Origin of the sequence: Streptomyces sp. CY-1 (genome assembly GCF_047218265.1) — a bacterium.
Taxonomy (GTDB): domain Bacteria; phylum Actinomycetota; class Actinomycetes; order Streptomycetales; family Streptomycetaceae; genus Streptomyces; species Streptomyces niphimycinicus.
The window spans coordinates 10,886,423-10,912,897 of sequence record NZ_CP178393.1; the positions used below are offsets into that span (position 1 = coordinate 10,886,423).

Annotated in this window: 4 protein-coding genes and 2 pseudogenes; all 6 read left to right on the forward strand. The window is 72.4% G+C overall.

What is annotated here, in order from left to right:
- The first annotated feature begins 96 nt into the window (after window positions 1-96).
- Window positions 97-6,369: an SDR family NAD(P)-dependent oxidoreductase gene (locus tag ACK1X7_RS45780; protein ID WP_413116700.1), complete on the forward strand. Its 6,273-nt coding sequence runs from the start codon at window positions 97-99 to the stop codon at window positions 6,367-6,369.
- A gap of 110 nt (window positions 6,370-6,479) precedes the next feature.
- Window positions 6,480-11,780, forward strand: a complete 5,301-nt coding sequence (locus tag ACK1X7_RS45785; RefSeq protein ID WP_413116960.1) for a type I polyketide synthase — start codon at window positions 6,480-6,482, stop codon at window positions 11,778-11,780.
- Between the two features lie 289 nt (window positions 11,781-12,069).
- Window positions 12,070-13,419: pseudogene (locus ACK1X7_RS45790) on the forward strand (beta-ketoacyl reductase); the annotation flags it as partial.
- 190 nt (window positions 13,420-13,609) lie between these two features.
- The gene (locus tag ACK1X7_RS45795; RefSeq protein WP_413116701.1) at window positions 13,610-14,812 is read left to right on the forward strand and encodes a cytochrome P450; all 1,203 of its coding nucleotides are present in this window, start codon (window positions 13,610-13,612) and stop codon (window positions 14,810-14,812) included.
- Between the two features lie 87 nt (window positions 14,813-14,899).
- Entirely contained in the window at window positions 14,900-20,041 is a 5,142-nt protein-coding gene (locus ACK1X7_RS45800) for a type I polyketide synthase (protein WP_413116961.1), read from the forward strand.
- A gap of 79 nt (window positions 20,042-20,120) precedes the next feature.
- Window positions 20,121-26,456: pseudogene (locus tag ACK1X7_RS45805) on the forward strand (type I polyketide synthase); the annotation flags it as partial.
- Window positions 26,457-26,475: the final 19 nt, after the last annotated feature.

Below are 26,475 nucleotides of genomic sequence, written 5' to 3' on the forward strand. Positions count from 1 at the left end.
CCTGTGCGAGCGGCCCGGTGCCCGTGGCCGCGCTACCCGGGCGCCCGGCTTCCACGCCGCGCCGTTCGATGTGATTGACGAGGAGTTGGGTGTCTGATGAGTGAGCAGCAGCTTCGCGACTACCTGCACCGGGTCACCGCCGACCTCAAGCGCACCCGCCGGTCACTGCGCCGCTACGAGGCCATGGCCACCGAGCCGATCGCGATCGTCGGCATGGCCTGCCGCTACCCGGGCGGTGTGCGCACCCCCGGGCAACTGTGGGACCTCGCGGTGTCCGAAGTGGACGCGATCACCGAGTTCCCCACCGACCGCGGCTGGGACCTGGCCTCGGTCCGGGACCGCCTGGCCACCGAGGCCAGCGGGTTCCTGCGGGACATCGACCGGTTCGACGCCGAGTTCTTCGGGATCAGCCCCCGGGAAGCGGTGGCGATGGATCCCCAGCAGCGGCTGCTGCTGGAGACGGCGTGGGAGGCGGTAGAGCGCGCGGGCATCGCTCCCGACTCCCTGCGGGGCAGCGACACCGGCGTGTTCGTGGGCACCTGCGCCCAGGACTATCCGGAACTGCTGCGGGACACCCTCGACCAGGTCGAGGGCTACGTCGGCACCGGCAGCGCCGCCAGTGTCATGTCGGGCCGCATCTCCTACACACTCGGGCTGGAAGGCCCCTCCCTGACGGTCGACACCGCATGCTCGGCATCCCTCGTCGCCCTCCACTCGGCGGTACGTGCCCTCCGCGCCCGGGAGTGCTCGCTGGCCCTGACCGGCGGCGTGGTCGTGATGACCACGCTCTCGCCCTTCCTGGAGTTCACCAAACAGGGCGGCCTCGCTCCGGACGGCCGATGCAAGTCCTTCTCCGACGACGCGGACGGCACGGCATGGTCGGAGGGGGCGGGCATGCTCGCGCTCCAGCGACTCTCCGACGCCCAGCGCGACGGCCACCAGGTGCTGGCGGTGATCCGTGGCTCCGCAGTGAACTCCGACGGCGCCTCCAACGGCCTGAGCGCACCGAACGGCACCGCACAGCAGCAGGTCATCTGGAGCGCGCTGGAAAACGCCGGACTCGCACCCTCCGACGTCGACGCCGTGGAGGCGCATGGCACGGGCACCCGGCTCGGTGACCCGATCGAGGCCGGCGCACTGCTCGCCACCTACGGCCAGGACCGCCAACGGCCCCTGCTGCTGGGCTCGTTGAAGTCGAACATCGGCCACTCCCAGGCGGCGGCCGGGGTCGGCGGCGTCATCAAGATGGTGGCGGCGCTGCGCGCCGGAGTGCTGCCCGGGTTGCTCCACTTCTCGGCGCCGTCCTCGCGTATCGACTGGGCGTCGGGTGCGGTCTCCCCGCTGGCGCACACGGCCGAGTGGCCGGAGACCGGCAGGCCGCGACGTGCCGGAGTGTCGTCCTTCGGCGTGTCCGGCACCAACGCGCACGTCATCCTCGAACAGGCCCCGGAACCCGAGACCCCCGAGCGGCCACTGCTCGCGGAGGACGAACAGGTCGTATGGCAGCTCTCCGGCAGGAGTCTGCCCGCGCTGCGCGCCCAGGCACGAGCACTGGCGGACCACCTCGAGGCCCGGCCGGACCTCGGCTCGGGCGACCTGGCCTACTCCCTGGCGACCACCCGCACCCGGTTCGAGCACAGCGCGACCGTGGTCGGGGACCGGAAGGCCGCGCGCACCGCGTTCGAAGCCATGGCCCGCGGTGAGGAACCCGGTTCCGTCACGCTGTCCGCCGCCCGGGTCACCGACTCCCGTCCGGTGTTCGTGTTTCCGGGGCAGGGTTCGCAGTGGGTGGGGATGGCGGTGGAGTTGCTGGAGTCTTCGCCGGTGTTCGCCGGGGCGATGGCGGAGTGTGCGGGTGCTTTCCAGGGGTTGGTGGAGTGGTCCTTGGCCGAGGTGTTGGGGGATGAGGTGGCGTTGGGGCGGGTTGAGGTGGTGCAGCCGGTGTTGTTCGCGGTGATGGTGTCGTTGGCGAAGCTGTGGCGGTCTTTCGGGGTGGAGCCGTCGGCGGTGGTGGGGCATTCGCAGGGGGAGATCGCGGCGGCGTGTGTGGCGGGTGTGTTGTCGTTGGAGGATGCGGCGCGGGTGGTGTGCGTGCGGTCGAGGCTGATCGCGGAGAAACTCGCCGGGCGTGGCGGGATGGTGTCGGTTCCGTTGCCGTTGGCCGAGGTGGCGGGGCTGGTCGCGCCGTTCGGTGATGAGCTGGTGGTCGCGGCGGTGAACGGCCCCGAGTCGGTCGTGGTGTCGGGTACGTCCGAGGCCGTCACCGCGTTGCTGGAGCGGGAGCCGCGGGCTCGCCGGATCGCGGTGGATTACGCCTCGCACTCGCCGATGGTGGCGGGGATACAGGACGCGGTCCTGGCAGGTCTGCCCTCGGTGCGGCCGGTCGCCGCCGAGGTGCCGTTCTATTCGTCGGTGACGGGTGGCCGGGTCGATGGTGCCGAGTTGGGCGCGGAGTACTGGTTCCGCAATCTTCGCGAGCGGGTGGACTTTCATGGTGCGGTGTCGGGGCTGGTGGAGGGCGGGTTCCGGGTCTTCCTGGAGATGAGTCCGCATCCGGTGCTGACCACGTCGGTCGAGGAGACGGCGGAGACCGTCGCGCTGGGCACCCTGCGCCGCGGCGAGGGGACACTCGGCCGGATCCGCCTCTCGCTCGCCCTGGCGCACCAGCACGGGATCCCCGTGGACTGGAGCGCCGTCTTCCCCGACGCCACTCGCGTGGAACTGCCCACGTACGCCTTCCAGCAGCAGCGCTTCTGGCCCCGTGCCGGTGCGACCTCGGTGGACGTCACCGCGGCCGGATTGAGCGTTCCGGAGCATCCGCTGCTCGGGGCCGGGATCGAGCTGCCCGGTGACGACGGCTACCTGTTCACCGCCCGTCTGTCGCGCGGCACCCACCCCTGGCTGGCGGACCACGCCGTGGCCGGGACGGTGCTGCTGCCCGGAACCGCCCTGCTGGAGATGGTCATCCACGCGGGCGATGAGGTCGGCTGCCACCGGGTCGACGAACTCGTACTGGAGAAGCCGCTCGTCCTGCCGGAACAGGGGAGTGTTCAGCTACAGATCCGGGTGGACCGGCCCGCCGCCGACCACCGCAGGACCGTGCGCGTCTTCGCTCGCGGTGGAGCCACCTGGACCCAACACGCCTCCGGCACGCTGTCCACCGGCGAGTACGAGGGCGGCGCCCCCGCGCCGTCGATCACCTCCTGGCCGCCCCCGGGCGCGCAACGGATCGAACCGGCGGGGGTGTACGACGGCCTCGCCGCGGAGGGCTACGGTTACGGTCCGGCGTTCCGGGGCCTGAACGCCGCGTGGCGCACCGAGGACGGCGCCTGTGCCGAGGTGGTCCTTCCCGAGCAGGAGCGGGCCGAGGCGGGCGCATTCGGGCTGCACCCCGCGCTGCTGGACGCCGTACTGCACGCGACCAGCCTGCTGGGCAGCACACGTGTGCTGCCGTTCGCCTGGAGCGGGGTGCGCCTGTACGCGACCGGGGCCACCTCCCTGCGGGCCCGGCTGCGCGGCATCGGCCCGGACACCGTCGAGCTGACCGTCGTGGACCCCGCGGGCGCGCCGGTGCTGACCGCCGAGTCCCTGGTGCTGCGCCGCCACACCGCGGTCGACGTCCTGGACGCCCCGCTGTACCGGCTCGCCTGGCGGCCCGTGCCCGCCGACCCGGACCACGCCCGTACCGTCGTCGCACTCGACCCGGGGACCTGGGCACTGCCCGACCCGGCCACCGGTGTGGACGCGGCCGTGGTCCGCCTCGACCGGGCGGACGAGGAGATGCTGCCCGCCACCCATCGGCTCACGGCACGGGTGCTCGGCCTGCTGCGGGCCTGGCTGGCCGAGCCACGCCTCGACGATGTCTCGCTCATCTTCGTGACCGAGGGCGGGGTGGCCGTCGGTGACGAGGACGTCGTGCCCGCGGTGGCGGCCGCCCGTGGCCTGATCCGGTCCGCGCAGACCGAGAACACGGGCCGGTTCGTCCTGGTGGACACGGACCAGCGAGGTGTGCCGGACGAGCTGCTGTCGCGGGCGCTGGCCAGTGGCGAACCCCAGCTCGCGGTGCGCGACGGCGCCCTGCTCGCGGCCCGGCTGGCCGAGCCCGGCTCGCTGACGCCACCGCCCGGCCCGGCGTGGCGCCTGGAGACCCTGCGCAAGGGCAGCCTCGACGACCTCGACCTGGTGCCGTGGCCCCGCGCGGAGGAACCGCTCGGACCCGGGGAGGTCCGGGTCGACGTCCGGGCCGCCGGGGTCAACTTCCGCGATGTCTTCGACGCGCTGGGCATGAACCGGCGTGCCGCCACCCCGCTGGGTGCCGAGGTGTCCGGTGTCGTGCTGGAGACCGGCCCGGACGTGGCCGGTCCGCGGCCCGGCGACCGCGTGTTCGGGCTGACCGTCGGTGCCTTCGGCCCGCTGACCGTCACCGACCACCGGCTGCTCGCGCCGATGCCCGACGACTGGACCTTCGCGCAGGCGGCGTCGGTGCCCGTCGTGTTCCTGACCGCCTACTACGGTCTGCTCGACCTGTCCGAGGTGCGCGCGGGACAGACCCTGCTGGTGCACGCGGGCGCGGGCGGCGTCGGCATGGCGGCCATCCAGCTCGCCCGGCACTGGGGTCTTGAGGTCTTCGCCACCGCCAGTGAACCCAAGCAGCATGTGCTGCGCTCGCTGGGCCTTCCCGACGACCACATCGCCTCCTCGCGCACCCTCGACTTCGAGCGGCGGTTCCTGGCGGCCACCGGTGGCCGGGGCGTCGATGTCGTACTGAACTCGCTGGCCGGCGAGTTCGTGGACGCCTCGCTGCGGCTGCTGCCCAGGGGCGGGCGGTTCGCCGAGATGGGCAAGACCGACATCCGCAGCGCGGTGCCGGACGGGATCGGCTACCGCGCCTTCGACCTGGCGGAGCTGGAGCCCGACGCCGTACAGGAGAGGCTGCGGGCCCTGCTCGACCTGTTCCACGACGGCGCGCTGGAGCACCTCCCGGTGTCCACCTGGGACGTCCGGCACGGACGTGAGGCGTTCCGGCACATCAGCCGCGCGCAGCACATCGGCAAGGTCGTGCTGACCATGCCACGGCGCTGGAATCCGCAGGGCACCGTCCTGATCACCGGCGGCACCGGCGGCCTGGCCGCGTCACTGGCCCGTCATCTGGTGGCCGAGCGGGGCGTGCGGCATCTGCTCCTCGTCAGCCGGAGCGGACCGGACGCGCCCGGCGCGGAGCGACTCGTCGCGGAGCTGGCCGACTACGGGGCCGAGGCCCTGGTGCGCGCCTGCGACGTCGGCGACCGGACGGCGGTGGCGGACCTTCTCGCCACCGTTTCCGACCAGCACCCGCTGACCGCCGTCGTACACGCGGCCGGGATGCTCGACGACGGCGTGATCCAGTCGCTGACCCCCGAACGGCTGGCCACCAGCCTGGGCGCCAAGGCCGACGCCGCCTGGCATCTGCACGAGCTGACCCGAGACCTCGACCTCGCCGCGTTCGTGCTCTACTCCTCGGCCGCCGCCGTGATGGGCAGTGCGGGCCAGGGCAACTACGCCGCCGCCAACGCCTTCCTCGACGCGCTCGCCGCCCACCGCAAGGCCGCGGGGCTGCCCGCCACGTCGATCGCGTGGAGCCTGTGGGCCGAGGCGAGCGGCATGACCGGCGCGCTGACCGCACGGGACATCGACCGGATCGCCCGCTCCGGCCTGCCCGCGCTGTCCACCGAGGAGGCGCTGGCCATGTTCGACGCGGCGGTGGCGCAGGACGCGCCCGCGGTCGCCGGGATGCGCCTGGACCTGGCGACATTGCGGGCCGCCGCGTCGGCACCGCACATCCTGTGGGCACTGACCGGCACCACCGGCCGCAGGCACGCCGACTCCGACGAAGGCGCCCTCGTCGACCGCCTCGCCCGGATGGGTCCGCCGGACCGGGCCGCCGAGCTGACCAGGCTGGTGCGGGCGCAGGCCGCCGCGGTGCTCGGGCACTCCGACGGCCAGTCGCTGGAGGCCGACCGCCCGTTCAAATCGCTCGGCTTCGACTCGCTGACCGCCGTGGAACTGCGCAACCGGATCGGCACCCTGCTCGGCCTGCGACTGGCCTCCACCATCGTCTTCGACCACTCCTCGCCCACCGCACTGGCCGAGCACCTGTCCGCCCGCTTGGGTGGCGACCAGCCCCAGGAGAACCCGGTGCTCGCCGAACTGGCCCGGCTGGAGGACGCCTTCGCCCGGTTCGACGGCGACGCGGCCATCCGGGAGCAGGTGATGCGCAGGCTCTCGGCACTGCTCGTGACCGACGACACCGAGGCCCGGGAAACCGATCTCGGCGAGGCCACCGACGAGGAAATGTTCGAGCTGCTCGGTAAGGAGTTCGGTATCTCATGACCAGCACAGAGGCCAAGCTGCGGCACTTCCTCAAGGAGACCACCGAGGACCTCCGGCGCACCCGCCGCCAACTGGACAAGCTGCTGGCCACCCGCAGCGAACCCATCGCGATCGTCGGCATGGCCTGCCGGTACCCCGGCGATGTGCGCAGCCCCGAGGAGCTGTGGGAACTCGTCGAAACCGGCGGCGACGCGATCACCGAGTTCCCCGTCGACCGGGACTGGGGCGAGGCGCCGTCGAGCACCCGCTCCGGCGGGTTCCTGACCGACGCGGCCGAGTTCGACGCGGCCTTCTTCGGAATGTCCCCGAGGGAGGCGCTGGCCACCGATCCGCAGCAGAGGCTGCTGCTGGAGCTGGCCTGGGAGGCGCTGGAGCGTGCCGGGATCGTGCCCGGCACCCTGCGCACCAGCCGGACCGGTGTGTTCGTCGGCGCGCTGCACCAGGACTACCAGTCGGTACTCGACAAGGTCCCCGATCTGCCTCCCGGATTCTCCTCGACGGGCAACGCGTCCAGCGTGATGTCCGGCCGGATCGCCTACACCCTGGGTCTGGAAGGCCCGGCGGTCACCATCGACACGGCCTGCTCCTCGTCGCTGGTCGCCCTGCACCAGGCCACGCTGGCGCTGCGATCGGGAGACTGCTCCCTGGCCCTGGCGGGCGGGGTGACCGTGATGTCCACGCCGTCCGCCTTCATCGACTTCACCCAGCAGGAAGGTCTGGCCCCCGACGGCCGCTGCAAGTCCTTCTCCGACGACGCCGACGGCACCAGCTTCTCCGAGGGCGCGGGGCTGCTCGTGCTGGAGCGGCTGTCGGACGCCGAACGCAACGGACACCAGGTGCTGGCACTGCTGCGCGGCTCGGCGGTCAACTCCGACGGCGCGTCCAACGGCCTCACCGCGCCCAGTGGCTCCGCCCAGCGCCGCGTGCTCAGCAGCGCACTGGACAACGCCGGGCTGCGACCGTCCGACGTGGATGTGATCGAGGCGCACGGAACCGGGACGCGGCTCGGCGACCCGATCGAGGCCAGCGCGCTGCTGGCCACCTACGGCCAGGACCGCCAACGCCCCCTGCTGCTGGGCTCGTTGAAGTCGAACATCGGCCACACCCAGGCGGCGGCCGGGGTCGGCGGCGTCATCAAGATGGTGGCGGCGCTACGCAGCGGGATCGTGCCGGCGACGCTGCATGTGAGCCGGGCCAGCTCCCGCGTGGACTGGGCGGACGGCGCCGTCGAACTCGTCACGGACGCCCGGCCGTGGCCGGAGACGGACCGGCCACGGCGCGCCGGCGTGTCGTCGTTCGGTATCTCGGGCACCAACGCGCATGTGATCGTCGAGCAGGCCCCGCCGCAGCCGCGGGCCGAAGCCCCGGGAGAGGGGCCGAGCCCATGGGTGCTCTCCGGCCAGGATCCGTCCGCGCTGCGCGAGCAGGCGAGGCTGCTCGACGCGCATCTGAGGGGTCGCCCGCTGCCCGCGCGGGACATCGGCCGGGCACTGGCCCTCACCCGTACACACTTCGCGCGGCGGGCCCTGGTCACCAGCCCGGAGGGCCTGCGCGCCCTGGCCGAGGGCGAACCCTCCGCTGACCTGGTGCAGGCAACGGCACTGCCCTCCGCCCGTCCGGTGTTCGTGTTTCCGGGGCAGGGGTCGCAGTGGGTGGGGATGGCGGTGGAGTTGCTGGAGTCCTCGCCGGTGTTCGCCGGGGCGATGGAGGAGTGTGCGGGGGCGTTTGAGGGGTTGGTGGAGTGGTCCCTGTTGGAGGTGTTGGGGGATGAGGTGGCGTTGGGGCGGGTTGAGGTGGTGCAGCCGGTGTTGTTCGCGGTGATGGTGTCGTTGGCGAAGCTGTGGCGGTCGTTCGGGGTGGAGCCTGCGGCGGTGGTGGGGCATTCGCAGGGGGAGATCGCGGCGGCGTGTGTGGCCGGTGTGTTGTCGTTGGAGGACGCGGCGCGGGTGGTGTGCGTGCGGTCGAAGCTGATCGCGGAAGGGCTTGCCGGACGTGGCGGGATGGTGTCGGTCCCGCTCTCCCGGGCCGAGGTGGAGGAGTTGGTCTCACCCTTCGGTGATGAGCTGGTGGTGGCGGCCGTGAACGGCCCTGAGTCGGTGGTCGTCTCCGGTACGTCCGAGGCGGTGACCGCATTGGTCGAGCGGGAGCCGCGGGCTCGCCGGATCGCGGTGGACTACGCCTCGCACTCGCCGATGGTGGCGGAGATACGGGACGCGGTCCTGGCAGGTCTGCCCTCGGTACGGCCGGTCGCCGCCGAGGTGCCGTTCTTCTCCGCCCTGCGGGGCGGGCAGATCGAAACCACCGGCCTCTCGGCCGACTACTGGTACACCAATCTGCGCGAGCCGGTCGACTTCGCCGGGGCCGTATCGGCCCTGCTGGCGGCGGGCCACCAGGTGTTCCTGGAGATGAGCCCGCACCCCGTACTCACCATGAGCGTTGAGCAGACCGCGGACGCCGCCGGAGCGACGGTCGCCGCCCTGGGCACCCTGCGGCGCGGCGAAGGTGGTCTCGGCCAGTTCGTCCGCGCGCTGGGCAGCGCCCATGTGCACGGCGCAGCGGTCGACTGGAGCGCCGTCTTCCCCGACGCCACCCGCGTGGATCTGCCCACATACGCCTTCCAGCGCAGTCGCTTCTGGCCCACCGATCCCGCCGATACCCTCGATGTGCTCCCGGTGGCCGAAGGCCCCCAGGACATGCTGGACCTGGTCCGCGGACACGTGGCGGCCGTGCTCGGCCATCGACGGGCCGCCGACGTACCGGCCGACCGCGCCTTCTCCGACCTCGGACTCGACTCGCTGACCGCGACCCAACTGCGTACGGCCCTCAGCGACGCGACCGGCCTCGACCTGCCGATCAGCCTCGCCTTCGACTACCCCACACCGGCCGCGGTCGCCGCGTTCCTGACCGGGGCCGCCGACACCCCGATCCGGCGCACCGTCGCCGCGGACGACGGCGACCCGGTGGTCATCGTCGGCATGGCGTGCCGGTACCCCGGTGGCGTCGCCGACCCCGAGGGGCTGTGGCGTCTCGTCCTCGACGAGCGGGACGCCGTATCCGGGTTCCCGACCGACCGCGGCTGGGATCTCGACCAGCTCATGCTGACCAGCACGACCACACAGGGCGGATTCCTGCACGACGCGGGCGGGTTCGACGCCGAGTTCTTCGGCATCAGCCCGCGTGAGGCGCTTGCCATGGACCCCCAGCAGCGAGTGCTGCTGGAGACGGCGTGGGAGGCGGTCGAGAGGACCGGGATCGACCCGAGTACGTTGCGCGGCAGCGCGACGGGTGTGTTCGTGGGCGCGTCCCAGCAGGACTACCTGGGCGCGGCCGACGGGGCGGAGGCAGGGCTCGGCGGCCTGGTCCTCACCGGCAAGATGTCCGCCGTGCTGTCCGGCCGCATCGCGTACACCCTGGACCTCAAGGGGCCCGCGGTCACGGTGGACACCGCGTGTTCGTCCTCGCTGGTCGCGCTGCACACGGCCGCCCAATCCGTGCGCAGCGGGGAGAGCGCCCTCGCCCTGGCGGGTGGTGTCGCCGTGATGGCCACGCCGTTCGCCTACGAGGAGTTCACCCATCAGGGCGGGCTGGCCGCGGACGGCCGGTGCAAAGCGTTCTCGGCGGACGCGGACGGCACCGGCTGGGCCGAGGGCGCCGGTTTCGTGGTGCTGGAACGGCTGTCCGCGGCCACCCGCAACGGACACCGGGTGCTCGCCGTGCTGCGTGGCTCGGCGGTCAACCAGGACGGCGCGTCCAACGGCCTGTCCGCTCCCAACGGGGTGGCACAGCAGCGGGTGATCCGGCAGGCACTGGCGAACGCACGCCTGCGCCCGCAGGACATCGACATGGTCGAGGCACACGGCACCGGCACGGTGCTCGGCGACCCCATCGAGGCCAACGCCCTGATCGCCGCCTACGGACAGGACCGTGAACAGCCGCTGTGGCTGGGCTCGATGAAGTCGAACATCGGCCATGCCGCCGCGGCGGCGGGCATCGGCGGCGTGATCAAGACGGTGTCCGCCCTGGCACACCGGGTCATGCCGCGCACCCTGCATGTGACCGAACCGGCGTCCACCGTGGACTGGCCGACAGGGGTCCGGGTGCTGACCGAGACACTGCCGTGGCCGGAATCCGACAGGCCGCGACGTGCCGGAGTGTCGTCCTTCGGCGTGTCCGGCACCAACGCGCACGTCATCCTCGAACAGGGCCCCGACCTCCCTGACGAGGCGGCTGCCGTAGACCCCGGGCCGACCGGTGTGCCCTGGCCACTGTCCGGACGTACCCCTGAGGCCCTGCGGGCACAGGCGGCCCGCCTGTCCGAGCACCTCCGCGACCGTCCCGACCTGCGTCCGGTCGATGTGGGCCTGTCACTCACGACCACCCGCACCGATCTCGCCTGCCGTGCCGTGGCCTTCGGCCCGGATGAACTCGACCGGTTCGCCACCCAGGCCCGGGCCATGCGCACCTTCGACTCCCGTCCGGTGTTCGTGTTTCCGGGGCAGGGTTCGCAGTGGGTGGGGATGGCGGTGGAGTTGCTGGAGTCTTCGCCGGTGTTCGCCGGGGCGATGGCGGAGTGTGCGGGTGCTTTCCAGGGGTTGGTGGAGTGGTCCTTGGCCGAGGTGCTGGGGGATGAGGAGGCGTTGGGGCGGGTTGAGGTGGTGCAGCCGGTGTTGTTCGCGGTGATGGTGTCGTTGGCGAAGCTGTGGCGGTCGTTCGGGGTGGAGCCGTCGGCGGTGGTGGGGCATTCGCAGGGGGAGATCGCCGCGGCCTGCGTGTCGGGTGCGTTGTCGTTGGAGGATGCGGCGCGAGTGGTGTGCTTGCGATCGAGGCTGATCGCGGAGAAACTCGCCGGGCGTGGCGGAATGGTGTCGGTCCCATTGCCGATGGCCGAGGTGGCGGGGCTGGTCGCGCCGTTCGGTGATGAGCTGGTGGTCGCGGCGGTGAACGGCCCCGAGTCCGTGGTGGTGTCGGGTACGCCGGAGGCGGTGGCGGCTTTGCTGGAACGGGAGCCGCGGGCCCGGCGGATCGCGGTGGACTACGCCTCCCACTCCCCGGCCGTGGAGTCGATTCGCGGGGATGTGCTGGAGGAGCTGACGGGGGTTGATGCCGGGCCGGGTTCGGTGCCGTTCTATTCGTCGGTGACGGGTGGCCGGGTCGATGGTGCCGAGTTGGGCGCGGAGTACTGGTTCCGCAACCTTCGCGAGCGGGTGGACTTTCATGGTGCGGTGTCGGGGCTGGTGGAGGGCGGGTTCCGGGTCTTCCTGGAGATGAGTCCGCATCCGGTGCTGACCACGTCGGTCGAGGAGACGGCGGAGACCGTCGCGCTGGGCACCCTGCGCCGTGGCGAGGGAACACTCGACCGTGTGTACCGGGCGCTGGGGGAGGCGTACGCACACGGCGTGTCCGTCGACTGACTTCTGGGTCACCTCGCCCCGTGACCGCACCTCCGTCACGGACCGCTGGCGCCACCGGATCGACTGGTCCCGTTTGCCCGAGCCCGCGGCCGTCGCCGAACCGGGACGCTGGCTCGTGCTCGGCGCCACCGGCACCACATCGACCGAATCGGTCGTACGGGCACTGGGCGAACAGGCCGTCCAGGTGCCCGCAGAGGCGCCGCGCGCGGAGCTTGCCGAGCGGCTGAGCGCTCAGGCGCCCGCCGCCGGAGTCATCCTCACACCCGAGACGCCCATGGAAGCCGCGGCCATGCTCCAGGCCCTTGACGACGCCGGGCTGGACACGCCGATCTGGATCGCCACCCGCGCCGCGGTGGCCGTCGACTCCGCCGATCCGCGGCCGCGGATCGACCAGGCGGGCGTATGGGGGCTGGGCCGGGTCGCTTCCTGGGAATACCCGGCGCACTGGGGCGGCCTGGTCGATCTCCCACAGGACCTGGACGAGTCGGCAGTCGCCAGGCTGCGGTCCCTGCTCGCCGAGGAGAAGGCCGAGAACCAGGTCGCGATCCGGTCCACCGGGCTGTACGGACGCAGGCTCGTCCGTGCGGCTCCCGAGGCGCCTGCCCGAGCCTGGACACCCGAGGGAACCGTCCTGATCACCGGTGGCACCGGCGGGCTCGGCGCGGAAATCGCCTGCTGGACCGCGGGCCGTGGCGCCGACCACCTCATCCTGCTCAGCCGCCGCGGACCCGACGCCCCCGGTGCCGAGACGCTGCGCGAGAAGTGCGAACAGGCCGGTGCCCGTGTCACGTTCGTCGCGGCGGACGTCGCCGACCGGGAGCAGATGGCCGCCGTGCTCGCCGAGCATCCGGTCACCAGCGTCTTCCACCTGGCCGCGAGCCTCGACGACGGTGTGCTGGACAGGCTCACTCCCGACAGCTTCGCCGCGGTCGCGGGGGCCAAGGTGCGCGGGGCGCAGGTGCTGGACGAGCTGACCCGCGGTCGCGGACTGTCCGCCTTCGTGCTCTTCTCCTCGATATCCGGGGTGTTCGGGGTGCCCGGTCTCGGTGCGTACGCGGCGGCGAACGCCATGCTCGACGCCCTGGCCGTATCCCGTCGCGCGGCCGGCGAACACGCCCTGGCCGTGGCCTGGGGCGCATGGGCGGGCGAGGGCCTTGCCACGCATGTGGTCGGCGACGAACGGCTGCGCCGCATGGGCCTGACCGCCATGCCCGCCAAGGCCGCGCTGGCCGCACTGGAACACGCCCTCAACCGCGACGATGCCACCGTCGCCGTGTTCGACGCCGACTGGGACCGTGTGCCGTCCCACACCCGCGACGGCCTGGGCACATTGCTGCACGAGCTGCCCGAGGCCCGCCGCCCGGCGGCCACCTCCCGCCCCGACGCCGCGGACCTGCGCACCCTGCTCACCGGGCTCGACGCGGCACAGCGCACCGCGAAGCTGCGGGACGTCGTCCGCGCCGAGGTCGCGGATGTGCTCGGCCACGACGACGCGGCGGTCATCGACCCCCGCCGCCCCTTCGCCGAACTCGGCTTCGACTCGCTCACATCGGTACGGCTGCGCAACCGGCTCACCGGGCTCACCGGCCTGAGCCTGGCCGTCACCGCGGTGTTCGACTTTCCCACCGTGACCGAACTCGGCGAGCACCTGGCCGGACGGCTCGGCGGGGACGGCCTCGACGCCGGGAAACTGCTGGTCCGCCTGGAATCCCTGCTCGACGAGGCGGGGCCGGACGACGTGGGCACGCTGTTGAGCGGTATGGAGGCACTGCCCCACCCCCACCCCCGCCCTCACCTCGCTCACGCGCCATCCCAAGGAGACTCCCGCGATGACCGCTGTCGACAACCAGATCCGCGCCTACCCGTTCGGCCCGCAGCACGGACTCGACGAGGACCCCGCGTACGAAGAGGCCCGCCGCGCCGGGACGCTGACCAGGGTGCAGATGCCCTACGGCGACCCGGGCTGGCTGGTCACCCGTTACGACGACATCAAGGTCGTGCTCTCCGACCCCCGGTTCAGCCGCACGGCCACCCTGGGGAAGGACGTCGCACGCAGTACGCCCGCCATCGAGACCGACATGTCCATCCTCTCCATGGACCCACCCGACCACACGCGGCTGCGCAGGCTGGTGGCGCAGGCGTTCACCATGCGCCAGGTCGAGCGGCTGCGCCCGGCGATCGACGACATCATCAACGATCTGCTCGACCGCATCGAGGCGGACGGCACCACGGCGGATCTGGCCCGGTCGCTGACCTGGCCACTGCCGGTGCGGGTGATCTGCCATCTGCTCGGTGTGCCGATCGCCGACCACGTGAGGTTCGCCCAGTGGACCGACGACATCATGTCGGTGGCCTCCGAAGACCTCGAACTGATCGTCAAGGCCAGGGACGGCCTCATCGCCTACCTCGCCGAGCTGATCGCCCAGCGCCGCGCCGAGCCCGCCGACGACCTGCTGAGCGGGCTGGTCCTGGCCAGGGACCAGGACGAGCGGCTCAGCGAGCAGGAACTCGTCGTGTTCGGCATGACCCTGCTGCTCGCCGGGCACGAGACCACCGCCAACCAGGTCGGCAACTTCCTCTATCTGCTGCTGAGCCGGCCCGAACGGTGGCAGCGGCTGGTCGACGACCCGAGCCTGGTGCCCCAGGCCGTCGAGGAACTGCTGCGGTACACCCCGCTCGCCGCGGCGGGCAACTTCCCTCGGATGGCCATCGAGGACGTCGAACTCGGCGGCACCCTTGTCCGGGCGGGTGACGTGGTGGTCGTCCACATGGCCGCGGGCAACCGGGACGCGAGCGTGTTCGAGCGCCCCGACGAGATCGACTTCGACCGCGACGCCCGGGCCCATATCGCCTTCGGCCACGGCGCACACCACTGCCTGGGCCACCAACTGGCCAGGGCGGAACTCCAGATGGTCCTCACCGCCCTGGTGCGCCGGTTCCCCGGCTTGCGCCTGGCCGTCCCCGCCGACGAGGTGCCGTGGCGGACCGAACGGCTCGTGAACGGCGTCAGCGCGCTACCGGTCACCTGGTGACCCCGCGACCACGGCAACCCACACAGCACACGCGACCAAGGACTCGGGCGGATGGCTGACCACGACAAGCTTCGCGACTATCTGCGGCTGGCGACCTCTGAGCTGCACACCCTGCGCACCCGGGTGCGCGAGCTGGAGTCCGCGATACCGGAACCGGTCGCCATCGTGGGCATGGCCTGCCGGTATCCCGGCGGGGTGCGCACCCCCGATGACCTGTGGGACCTGGTGGCCGGCGGGGTGGACGCCACCTCGGACTTCCCCGGCGACCGCGGATGGCGGCTCGCCCCCGGCGACAGCCTGACCGAGCGCGGGGGCTTCCTCGACGACGCGGGCGATTTCGACCCGGCCTTCTTCGGGGTGTCGCCGCGAGAGGCACGGGGAATGGACCCGCAGCAGCGCCTCGCGCTGGAGGTGGCCTGGGAGTCGCTGGAAAACGCCGGAATACTCCCCGAGACGCTGCACGGCGGGTCGACGGGGGTGTTCGTCGGCGCCTCCTACCAGGGGTACGACACGCTGGCCGACGACACGTCGGAGGTCATGATCGGCAACGTGTCCAGCGTGATATCGGGGCGTATCGCCTACACGCTCGGCCTCGGGGGTCCGGCGCTCACCATCGACACCGCCTGCTCGTCCTCGCTGGTGGCGTTGCACCTGGCCTGCGAATCGCTGCGGCGCGGGGAGTGCGATCTCGCCCTGGCCGGTGGCGTCGCGGTACAGGCGCTTCCCGCGCTGTTCATGGAGTTCTCGCGGCAGCGGGGGCTGGCGGTGGATGGCCGGTGCAAGTCGTTCGCGGAGGGCGCGGATGGCACTGGCTTCGCCGAGGGTGCGGGGTTGGTGGTGGTGCAGCGGTTGTCGGATGCGGTGGCCGCTGGGCGTCGGGTGTTGGCGGTGGTGCGGGGTTCGGCGGTGAATCAGGACGGGGCGTCGAATGGGTTGACGGCGCCGTCGGGTCCCGCGCAGGAGCGGGTGATTCGTGGGGCGTTGGCGTCGGGTGGGTTGTCGGTGGGGGATGTGGATGTGGTGGAGGGGCACGGGACGGGGACGGTGTTGGGGGATCCGATCGAGGCGGGTGCGTTGGTGCGGACGTACGGGAGCCGGTCGGGTGGTGGGCCGTTGTGGTTGGGGTCGGTGAAGTCGAATATCGGTCATACCCAGGCGGCGGCTGGGGTCGCCGGTGTGATCAAGATGGTGATGGCGTTGCGGCATGGGGTGCTGCCGCGGTCGTTGCATGTGGACGCGCCGTCGTCGAAGGTCGAATGGGGTTCGGTGCGGGTGCTGACCGAGGCCCGTGCGTGGCCCGGGGTGGACCGCCCACGCCGCGCCGCAGTCTCCTCCTTCGGAGTGTCGGGGACGAACGCGCACCTCGTCCTGGAGGCGGCGGAGGAGCCGGGTCGGGAGGTCCCGGTCGAGGCCGGTGTGCTGCCGTATCCCCTTTCCGCTCGCGACGACGCCGGAGTCCGGGAGCAGGCACGGCGGCTGCGCGGACACCTCGAACGCCATTCCGGCGTCGCCCTCGCGGATGTCGCCCACTCGCTCGCCACCACACGTACCGCCTTCGCACACCGCGCGGTGGTGCTCGCCGCACGCCGCCCTGAGCTGGCCGGACTGCTCGACGCCTGCGCCGCCAATGAGCCGCACAACGACGTGGTCACCGGGAAGGTCGTCTCCGAAGGCGGACCCGTTTTTGTCTTCCCGGGGCAGGGGTCGCAGTGGGTGGGGATGGCGGTGGAGTTGCTGGAGTCCTCGCCGGTGTTCGCCGCGGCGATGGAGGAGTGTGCGGGCGCCTTCAAGGGGTTGGTGGATTGGTCGTTGGTGGAGGTGTTGGGGGATGAGGTGGCGTTGGGGCGGGTTGAGGTGGTGCAGCCGGTGTTGTTCGCGGTGATGGTGTCGTTGGCGAAGCTGTGGCGGTCGTTCGGGGTGGAGCCGTCGGCGGTGGTGGGGCATTCGCAGGGGGAGATCGCGGCGGCGTGTGTGGCGGGTGTGTTGTCGTTGGAGGATGCGGCGCGGGTGGTGTGCGTGCGGTCGAGGCTGATCGCGGAGAAACTCGCCGGGCGTGGCGGGATGGTGTCGGTGGCGCTGCCGTTGGCCGAGGTGGCGGGGCTGGTCGCATCGTTCGGTGATGAGCTGGTGGTGGCGGCGGTGAACGGCCCCGAGTCGGTGGTGGTGTCGGGTGCGCCGGAGGCGGTGACCGCTCTGGTCGAGCGGGAGCCGCGAGCCCGGCGGATCGCGGTGGACTACGCCTCCCACTCCCCGATGGTCCAGAACCTGTGCGAGGACGTGCTCAAGGCACTGGCGCCGATCGCCCCGGCCACGGGCACCGTCGCGGTCTACAGCTCGGTGACCGGTGGCCCGGTCGACGGATCGACCATGGGCGCGGAGTACTGGTTCGCCAATCTGCGGGAGCCGGTGGACTTCGCGGGGGCCGTGTCGGCGCTGCTGGCCGACGGCTTCCGGGCGTTCGTCGAGCTGAGTCCGCACCCGGTGCTGACCACGGCCGTCGAGCAGACCGCCACCGCCATGGACACCGAGATCGCCGTCGTGGGCACGTTGCGCAGGCAGTCCGGTGGACAGACGCGGTTCCTGCGGGCCTTGGCCGGAGTCCACGTTTCCGGAGTCGAGGTGGATTGGAGGCCCGTCTTCCCCATCGGCGTCCGCCAGGTGGAACTGCCCACGTACCCGTTCGCCAACGAGCGGTTCTGGCTGGATGGAAGTTCCGCCCGCGGTGATGTGTCCACGGTCGGCCTGGCCGCGATGGACCACGGACTGCTGGGTGCGAGGTCGGACATGGCAGGCTCCGGCGAGATCGTGCTGTCCGGGGCGCTCTCGCTCCTCACGCAGCCATGGCTGGCCGACCACACGGTGCGCGGCTCGGTGATCCTGCCCGGTGCCGCCTTCGTCGAACTGGCCGTCCGGGCGGGCGACGAGGTCCGCCGCCCGGCCGTCGAGGAACTCACCATCCACGCACCGCTGGTCATCCCGGCGGGCGAGCGGGTCGATGTGCAGGTGTCGGTCACCACCGACGGCCATGTCCAGATCCACTCCCGTACGGCGGGTTCGGACTGGACGTACCACGCGAGCGCGCTCACCACCGATCGCGCGGAGGAGGCCCAGGTCTGGCGGAGCTGGCCGCCGGAACCGGTGGAAGCGGTGGACATCGGGCGGTTCTACGAGACGCTGGCGGGCGACGGCCTGGGGTACGGGCCCGCCTTCCGGGGCGTACGGGCCATGTGGCGGTCCGCGGACGCCTTCTACGCCGAGGTGGCGCTGCCGGACGAGGTGCCGGCGGCCGCGTTCGTGCTGCACCCCGCGCTGCTCGACGCCGCCCTCCAGGTGATGGCCTTCGGAGCCTCGGAGTCGGGCCGCACCTCCCTGCCCTTCGCCTGGTCGGGGGTTCGGGTACACGCCTCGGGGGCCCGGTCACTGCGGGTGCGTGTCGCCGCGTCGCCGTCCGGTGACATCTCGCTGCTGGCCACGGACCCGGCGAACGCACCGGTGGTCACCGTGGACCGCCTGCGCTCCCGTCCGCTCCGTACCGACGAGTCCGGTCCCGCGCTGGACGGCCTGTTGTCCCGCCTCGACTGGACACCCGTGGACAGCCCGTCGGCCAAGGACCCCGGCCCCGTCGTGATGTACGAATGCGAGGCCATGGACGCACCGCTGGAGGTGGCGGGCCGGGCATTGGAGGCCGTCCAGGGGTGGCTGCTGAACGAGGGCCGTCCGGACTCCCGTCTCGTCGTGGTGACACGTGGCGCCGTGTCGACCGGCCCCGACGACACTCTGTCCGCTCTCCAGCAGACACCGGTATGGGGCCTGGTGCGCTCGGCGCAGACCGAGCACCCCGGGCGGCTCGTCGTCGTCGACATCGACGACGAGTCCGCCGACGCGTTGCCCGCCGCCCTGGCGACCGGTGAGCCGCAGCTCGCCCTGCGCCACGGCGCGGTCCTGGCCCCCCGGCTCGTGCCCGCCCGGAGCGACGGTGACATCCCGCGGATCCCGGCCGATGCGACAGTCCTCGTCACCGGTGGCACCAGTGGACTGGGCGCCCTTGCGGCGCGGCATCTGGCCGGGAAGCACGGCGTCCGCCACCTGGTCCTCGTCAGCCGCTCCGGACCGCGGGCCGACGGAGTGGCCGAGCTGGTCGCCGAACTCGGCGCACTGGGGGCGACGGCCGACGTGGTGGCCTGCGACATCGCCGACCGCGACCAGGTCCGGGCGCTGCTCGACGGCATCGACGAGTTCCCGCTCGCCGGTGTCGTACACGCCGCGGCCGTGCTCGACGACGGAATCATCACCTCGATGACCCCGGACCGGCTGCGCACCGTCGCCGCACCGAAGATCGACGGTGCGTTGAACCTGCACCGGCTGACCGAGGGCATGGACCTCGCGCTGTTCGTGTTGTTCTCCTCGGCGGCCGGGACTCTCGGCTCTCCAGGACAGGCGAACTACGCGGCGGCCAACTCCTTCCTCGACGCGCTCGCCACCCAGCGGCGCGCGGCCGGCCTCGCCGGGCACTCCCTCGCCTGGGGTCTGTGGGAAGAGGCGACAACGCTGACCGCCCCGGTCAAGGGCACCCGCCCCCAGGCCGCCGTCGGCGCCCTGTCCACGGCCGAGGGCCTTGCGCTGTTCGACCGTGCGCTGGCCGGTACCGACCCGGTGACGGTGCCCGCACGCAGGGCACCGGTCGTCCGTGGCCCCGTGCGACCGACCGCCGCGGTCGCGGTCGCCGAGCCGGACTTCGCCGCCCGGATGGGCGCCTTGAGCCCGGCCGAGCGCAAACGGGAACTGCTGAGGCTGGTGCGCGAGCAGGCCGCGGCTGTCCTCGGATTCGCCCGGCGCGACGAGATCGACCCCCAACGGCCGTTCCTGAACGCCGGATTCGACTCGCTCACCGCCGTGGATCTGCGCAACCGGCTCAACACCGTCACCGGTCTGCGGCTGCCACCGGCCACGACCTTCGACTTCCCCACCCCCGACGCCCTCGCCGGGAAGATGGCCGAGGAACTGGCCCCGGAGACCGGCACCGAGCAGGCACTGCTGGCCGCGCTCGACCAGCTCGAGACGGCACTCGCCGCGCCGTCGACCGACGCGGCGCTGCGCACCGTCCTGGCCGACCGGCTGGCCCGGCTTCAGGCGCACAGCGCGCCGGTCCGGCAGCCCGCCGCGGAGCTGCGGACGGCGAGCGCCGGCGAACTCCTCGACTTCATCCACAACGAACTCGGCATGAAGTAGAGCCCTTCCTGCCACTCTCACAGACAGGTCCCGTGTCATGCCGAACGAGGAAGAACTGCTCAACCATCTGCGCTGGGTCACGGCCGAGCTGCACGAGGCCCGGCAGCGTCTGGAGGAGCGCGAGTCGGCCGCCCGTGAACCCCTCGCGATCGTGGGCATGTCGTGCCGCTACCCCGGCGGGATCAGCTCACCCGAGCAACTGTGGCAACTCGTCATCGACGAACGCGACGCCATCACCTCGCTGCCGACCGACCGGGGCTGGGCCCTGGACGGGCTCTTGGACGACGACCCCGCCAGCCGCGGCAAGTCCTATGTCGCCCGCGGCGGCTTCCTCACCGACGGCGACCGGTTCGACGCCGAGCACTTCGGCATGTCGCCCAGGGAGGCGCTGGCCACCGACCCGCAACACCGGGTGCTGCTGGAACTGGCCTGGGAGGCCCTGGAACGGTCGGGCATCGCCCCCGACTCGCTGCGTGGCAGCCAAACCGGGGTGTTCACCGGCGTCATGTACCACAACTACGCCGACCGCCTGACCAGCCCGCCCGAGGAGCTGGAGGGCTATCTCGGCACCGGCAACTCCGGTGGCGTCGCCTCCGGACGGATCGCCTACAGCCTGGGCCTGGAAGGGCCCGCCATGACACTCGACACCACCTGCTCGTCCTCGCTGGTGGCGTTGCACCTGGCGGGCGACTCGCTGCGCAAGGGCGAATGCGACCTCGCCCTTGTGGGCGGAGCGACGCAGATGTTCACTCCCGCCGCCTTCGTGGAGTTCTCGCGGCAGCGGGGGCTGGCGGTGGATGGCCGGTGCAAGTCGTTCGCGGAGGGCGCGGATGGCACCGGCTGGTCCGAGGGTGCGGGGTTGCTGGTGGTGCAGCGGTTGTCGGATGCGGTGGCCGCTGGGCGTCGAGTGTTGGCGGTGGTGCGGGGTTCGGCGGTGAATCAGGACGGGGCGTCGAATGGGTTGACGGCGCCGTCGGGTCCCGCGCAGGAGCGGGTGATTCGTGGGGCGTTGGCCTCGGGTGGGTTGTCGGTGGGGGATGTGGATGTGGTGGAGGGGCACGGGACGGGGACGGTGTTGGGGGATCCGATCGAGGCGGGTGCGTTGGTGCGGACGTACGGGAGCCGGTCGGGTGGTGGGCCGTTGTGGTTGGGGTCGGTGAAGTCGAATATCGGTCATACCCAGGCGGCGGCTGGGGTCGCCGGTGTGATCAAGATGGTGATGGCGTTGCGGCATGGGGTGCTGCCGCGGTCGTTGCATGTGGACGCGCCGTCGTCGAAGGTCGAATGGGGCTCGGTCCGAGTCCTGACCGAGGCCCGTGCGTGGCCCGGGGTGGACCGCCCACGCCGCGCCGCAGTCTCCTCCTTCGGCGCGTCCGGCACCAACGCTCACCTGATCCTGGAGGAGTTCGAGCAAGAACCCGCTGTGCCACCCCAGGCCACGGACAGGGTGATGCCGCTGGTGCTCTCGGGGAGCACCCCGGCCGCGCTGCGGGCCCAGGCGGAAGGGTTGCTCGACACCGTCGACCGCCACGATCTGACCGACCTCGCCCGTGCGCTGTGCACCACCAGGGCGGCTCTGCGCTCACGCGCGGTCGTGGTCGCGGCCACCGGCGCCGAGGCACGCACCGCCTTGCGCGCCCTGGCCGACGGGCAGCCCAGCGGCGCCGTCGTCGCGGATACCGCGCGCGTGTCCGCACACGACGTCGTCTTCGTGTTTCCGGGGCAGGGGTCGCAGTGGGTGGGGATGGCGGTGGAGTTGCTGGAGTCCTCGCCGGTGTTCGCCGGGGCGATGGAGGAGTGTGCGGGCGCCTTCAAGGGGTTGGTGGAGTGGTCCCTGGCCGAGGTCATGGGGGATGAGGAGGCGTTGGGGCGGGTTGAGGTGGTGCAGCCGGTGTTGTTCGCGGTGATGGTGTCGTTGGCGAAGCTGTGGCGGTCGTTCGGGGTGGAGCCGTCAGCGGTGGTGGGGCATTCGCAGGGGGAGATCGCCGCGGCCTGCGTGTCGGGTGCGTTGTCGTTGGAGGACGCGGCGCGGGTGGTGTGCGTGCGGTCGAAGCTGATCGCGGAGAAACTCGCGGGTCATGGGGGGATGGTGTCGGTCCCGCTCGGCCTGGCGGAAGCGACCGCCCTGGTCGCCTCCCGGTCCACAGAGCTGGAGATCGCGGCGGTCAACGGCCCGCAGTCGGTGGTCGTCTCCGGGACGCCCGAGGATCTCGAGGACCTGATGTCCCACTGCGAACGAGAAGGAGTGCGGGCCCGGCGGATCGAGGTGGACTACGCCTCCCACACCGCACAGGTCGACCCCCTCGCCGACGATCTGCTGCGCGCGCTGAAGACCGTGACCCCCGGACAGGCCACGGTGCCGTTCTTCTCCACCGTGACCGGGCGATTCGAGTCCGGGACCGCGCTGGACGCCGAGTACTGGCTGCGCAATCTGCGCCGCCCGGTGCGCCTCGACTCCGCCGTACGCGGCCTCGCCGACGAGGGCTTCGACGTCTTCGTGGAGGTCAGCAGCCATCCCGTGGTGCTGCCCGGGGTGCAGGACACCCTCGCCGCGATGGACGTTCCCGCGACGACGGTGGGCACGCTGCGCCGTGGCTCCGGCGGCATGGACCAGTTTCTGCGCTCGGTGTCCGCGGTGTTCGCGGGCGGCGCGGCGGTCGACTTCAGCCCGTTGTGGGCAGGCCGCGCCCCCGTCTTCGTCGACCTGCCCACCTATGCCTTCCAGCGTGAGCGCTACTGGCTCACCGACGCCGGACATGGCGGCGATGTGTCCGCGGTCGGCCTGACCGGTGCCGGGCACGGCCTGCTCGGAGCGGTCCTGGAGGTCGCCGAGACCGGCGGCGCCATGCTGACCGGCTCGTTGTCCATCGACTCCCACCCCTGGCTGGTCGACCACGCCGTGCTCGGCTCGGTGATGTTCCCCGGCGCGGGCTTCGTGGAGATGGTGCTCAGGGCGGCGGACGAGACCGGCTGCGGGCGCGTCGAGGAACTGACCCTGCACACACCGCTGGTGTTCGACGGCCATGAGCGCGTCGACGTCCAGGTGGCGGTGGGGGGTGACCGCGAGGGGCGCCGTGAGGTGACGGTGCACTCGCGCGCGGCGGGCGCCTCGACGGGCTGGGTGCTGCACGCGACCGCGACCGTGGCCCGCGAGCCCGCCGCCGGAGGGCCACGGTGGGAGGTGTGGCCGCCCGCGGGCGCCGCCGAGGTCGACCTCGGCGACTTCTACGCCGCCCTCGCGCAGGACGGGCTCGTATACGGGCCGGTGTTCCAGGGCGTGCGGCGGATGTGGCGCGACGGGGACGTGCGCTACGCCGAGATCGCCCTGCCGGAAGCGGCCTCCGCCGAGGACTTCGTGCTCCACCCGGTCCTGCTGGACTCGGCGCTACAGGTGATGGCACACGGAAGCCTGGCGGAGGGCCGGACGTTTCTGCCGTTCACCTGGTCGGACATCTCCGTGTCCGCGTCGGGCGCCCGTACCCTGCGGGTACGGATGGAGCCGCGTGGCGACGACAGCGTGTCGGTCCTGGCCGCCGACTCCCGAGATGTCCCGGTCCTGACCATCGGCGAGGTCGTCACCAGGATGGTCTCCGGGGGCAGGCCGGTCTCCACGCACCGCGGGCGGACCGCGAAGCTGCTGCGCGTCGACTGGACGGAGACGCCCGCGGCCACGTCACCCCCGCCGAGGGCGGCCGTGCTGTCCGACCACCCGGAGTCCGGCCGGTGTCTCTTCGAGGGCCTGGACGCCGACCGCCATGCCGGTGTGGAGGCGCTGGCCGCCACGATGGGCACCGAGCGCGCACCCGGCGTCGCCCTGCTGAGTCTTGTGCCGCGGCCCGGCGATACGACGGCCGCCGCGTACGACACGACGGCCGCCGCGTACGAGCTGACCGAGCGGGCCAGGGCCGCGGTCCAGGCATGGCTGTCCGACGACAGGTTCGCCGCCGTGACGCTCGCGTTGGTGACGGTGGGCGCGTTCCCGGTCGGCCGGCGCCGCGCGCCCGACCCGGCCGCGGCGGCCGCCGCCGGGTTCGTTCGGTCGGCGCAGAGCGAGCACCCGGGCCGTTTCCTGGTCATCGATCTCGATCCCGACGCCGGCCCGCCGCAGTTGCCGCCCGCCGCCCTCGTCGGCGATGAACCCGTCGTCGCCGTGCGGGGCGACCGGCTGTTCGCCCCCCGTCTCACGGAGGACGACACAATGCCCGCCCTCGTCCCGCCGCCGGACACCGAGGCGTGGAGCGTGGACCTGAATTCCGCGGACAACCTGGACGACCTGGGCATCGTGCCCGCCCCTGGTGTGCTGGCCCCGCTGGCGGCGGGCGAGGTCCGCCTGTCCGTGCGCGCGATGGGCGTGAACTTCCGGGAAGTCCTCGTCGCACTCGACATGGTGCCCGGCGGGGACCGGCCCGAAGGGGGCGAGGCCGCGGGCGTGATCACCGAGATCGGGCCGGGCGTCACCGGTTTCTCGGTCGGCGACCGGGTGATGGGACTGGTCACCGGCGCCTACGCCGGGCCGGTCGCGGTGGCCGATCACCGCACGCTGGCGCCGCTGCCCGCCGGGTGGACGTTCGCCCAGGGAGCGGCGGCGCCCGTCGCCTTCCTCACCGCCTACTACGGGCTGACCGACCTCGGGGGTGTCGGGCCCGGCGACCGGGTGCTGATCCACGCGGCGGCCGGCGGGGTGGGCATGGCCGCGGTGCAGATCGCACGGCATCTGGGGGCCGAGGTGTTCGCCACCGCCCACCCCACGAAGTGGCGCGATGTGCGGGCCGGTGGCGTCGACGCCTCCCACCTGGCGTCGTCGCGGACCACACGGTTCGAGGACGCCTTCCGCCCGGCGCTCGGCGGGCACGGGATCGACGTCGTACTGAACTCGCTGGCGGGCGAATTCATCGACGCCTCGTTGCGGCTGACCGCCGAGGGAGGCCGGTTCCTGGAGATGGGCAAGACCGATATCCGGGACGCCGACGAGATCGGCCTGCGCCACCCCGCCGTGCGCTACCGGGCGTTCGATCTGCTCGACGCCGGTCCCGACCGCATCCGGACCATGCTGGCCGAGCTGGCCGCCCTGATCGAGCGGGGCGCCCTGACGCCGCTGCCGGTCCGGGCCTGGGATGTCCGCCGCGCCGCGGAGGCGTTCCGGTACATCAGCCAGGCGCGCCACGTCGGCAAGGTCGCGCTGACCGTGCCCCGGCCGTGGGATCCGGCGGGGACGGTGCTGCTCACCGGCGCGAGCGGCACTCTGGGCGGCACGCTCGCCCGGCATCTGGTCGCCGAGCGCGGTGTCCGGCACCTGTTGCTGCTCAGCCGCCGGGGGAAGGACGCGGACGCGGCGGCCGGGCTGGAGGCGGAACTCACCGCCCTCGGCGCGTCCTCGGTGACCTTCGCCGCCTGCGATGTCGCGGACCGGGCGGCCGTGCGTGATGTCCTGGCCGCCATACCACCTCAGCGCCCGCTCACCGCCGTCGTGCACGCCGCCGGTGCCCTCAGCGACGGCCTGGTCGGCTCGCTCGGCCGCGCGGACGTCGATACGGTCTTCCGCCCCAAGGTCGATGGGGCCGCCGTACTCGACGAGCTGACCCGCTCCGAGGACCTCGCCGGCTTTGTGCTGTTCTCCTCGGCCGCGGGCGTCACCGGCAACGCCGGGCAGGCGAACTACGCCGCCGCCAACGCGTTCCTCGACACACTGGCCGAGCGCAGGGCCGCCGAGGGCCTGCCCGCGCAGTCGCTGGCCTGGGGACTCTGGGCGGACACCAGCGGGCTGACCGCGACGCTCGGCGAAACCGGCCGGGCGAGGATAGCCCGCTCCGGTGTCCGCGCGCTGTCCGCGGCGACCGCGCTGGACCTGTTCGACCAGGCGCTCTCCCGCGACGAGGCGCTGTTGCTGCCCATCGACGTCGACCCGTCCGGCGAGGCGGAACTGCCGCCGCTGTGGCGCAACCTGGTGCGCCGCCGGGTCCGCCGGGTGGTCGCCGCGACGCCGGTCGCCGAGACCTCGACCGCCGAGCTGCTGGCCGGTGTTCCCGCCGCCGAGCGGGTGCGGGTGCTCACCGATCTGGTGTGCGTGCATACGGCCGCCGTCCTCGGGCTCGCAGCCGACCGGGTGGAGCCGCTGCGGGCGTTCAGCGAGATCGGCTTCGACTCGCTCAGCGCCGTGGAACTGCGCAACCGCCTCAACTCGGCGACGGGGCTCCGGCTGCCCGCCACGACGGTGTTCAGCCATCCCAGCCCCCAGGCGCTGGCCCGGAAGCTGGCCACCGAGCTGTTTCCCGAGGCCGACACGGCTTCGGAGGAAGCCGGGGCGGAGCATCAGCGCGAGGGGGCGCTGACCGACGTGGACATCGACGGCCTCGACGTGGAGGAGCTGATGTCCCTCGCGCTCGGCACGGCCGACCCGCACACCTCCGAAGGATGACCGACATGACGATCTCACC

Excerpts from the sequence above, each read along its gene's own strand:
- ACK1X7_RS45780 (WP_413116700.1), top strand. The coding sequence starts at position 97 with ATGAGTGAGCAGCAGCTTCGCGACTACCTGCACCGGGTCACCGCCGAC.
- ACK1X7_RS45795 (WP_413116701.1), top strand. The coding sequence starts at position 13,610 with ATGACCGCTGTCGACAACCAGATCCGCGCCTACCCGTTCGGCCCGCAG.